General features: G+C 63.7%; 2 pseudogenes. One reads left to right on the forward strand and one right to left on the reverse strand.

Going from position 1 to position 355, the window contains the following annotated elements:
- Positions 1-102, forward strand: a pseudogene (locus tag ALO43_RS29965) (LysR family transcriptional regulator); the annotation flags it as partial.
- 10 nt (positions 103-112) lie between these two features.
- Here the strand turns inward: ALO43_RS29965 and ALO43_RS05680 are convergent.
- Positions 113-355 (reverse strand): annotated as a pseudogene (locus ALO43_RS05680) (malonate transporter subunit MadM); the annotation flags it as partial.

A 355-nucleotide genomic window follows, 5' to 3' on the forward strand; every position in this document is an offset into this window, starting at 1 on the left:
GGCATGGTCTTTCTCAAGTCCAGAGAGCGAGACCCTAACCTGCTGGCGCTGCTGGCCGAGTGTCGGATGTATGCGAATCGCCTGCTGGAGCAGGCGACCTGATCGAAGGGATCTAACCGACGATTGCGCGCACGATGAAATACAGCACCGACGGCCCCAGCAGACAGCCCAGTCCGGTATGAAAAGTGGCGGTCAGCGCGCCATAAGGCACCAGACGCCGATCCGTCGCCGCCAGCCCGGCAGTCACGCCGCTGACAGTACCCGCCAGACCACCGAAAACCATCGCCGAACGCGGGTTGTCCAGCCCCATCCAGCGCGCCGCCACGGGCGTACCGACCATCACCAGAATCGCCTT

It is taken from the genome of Pseudomonas tremae, from assembly GCF_001401155.1.
GTDB classification, from domain to species: Bacteria; Pseudomonadota; Gammaproteobacteria; order Pseudomonadales; family Pseudomonadaceae; genus Aquipseudomonas; species Aquipseudomonas tremae.